The sequence below is a fragment of the Hansschlegelia beijingensis genome (genome assembly GCF_045505405.1).
Classification (GTDB): Bacteria; Pseudomonadota; Alphaproteobacteria; order Rhizobiales; family Methylopilaceae; genus Methylopila; species Methylopila beijingensis_A.
This window is the reverse complement of record NZ_JBJKEX010000751.1, coordinates 1-501: the sequence shown is the minus strand read 5'-3', so window position 1 is coordinate 501 and position 501 is coordinate 1. Positions and strand designations below refer to the sequence as shown.

Genomic DNA, 501 nt, shown 5'->3' with positions numbered 1-501 from the left:
AAATGGTAGCCCTGGCCCAGATCCTGTTAAGAGCCGCAGAAAAAGTACGGGATGCGGTGCATATGCTTTCTGACATGAAAAATGCAGAACGCATTTTGCGCACCTGTGAGGAAATCAGCCAAATTGAAGGTGAGGCCGATCACATCATGCGTTCTGGCATGCACCGCTTATTTGCAGAAGACAGCGACGCGCGCAGCCTGATCCGCTCGCAAAAATTATATGACCTGTTTGAAGAAGCGGTCGATAGCTGTGAAGACGTCGCCGACGTGATTCATGGTGTCGTACTCGAACGCATCTAGGACACGGCTATGGATCATGTGATTTTGGTCATGGCAGTGCTGGTCGTGGTGGCACTGATCTTTGATTTTATGAACGGCTTTCATGATGCAGCCAATTCGATTGCACTCATGGTTTCTACCCGTTTACTGACACCACAAGCGGCCGTCATCTGGGCTGCATTTTTTAACTTTGTCGCCTTTCTGTTTTTCGGCCTGCATGTGG

Annotated in this window: 2 protein-coding genes; both read left to right on the top strand. The window is 49.5% G+C overall.

Annotated features, from left to right (window positions below):
• A partial coding sequence (locus ACIKT0_RS19980; RefSeq protein ID WP_407106971.1) for a DUF47 domain-containing protein occupies window positions 1-299 on the top strand: 299 nt, incomplete at its 5' end.
• Between the two features lie 9 nt (window positions 300-308).
• On the top strand, window positions 309-501 hold a 193-nt coding region (locus ACIKT0_RS19975), incomplete at its 3' end, for an inorganic phosphate transporter (protein ID WP_407106970.1).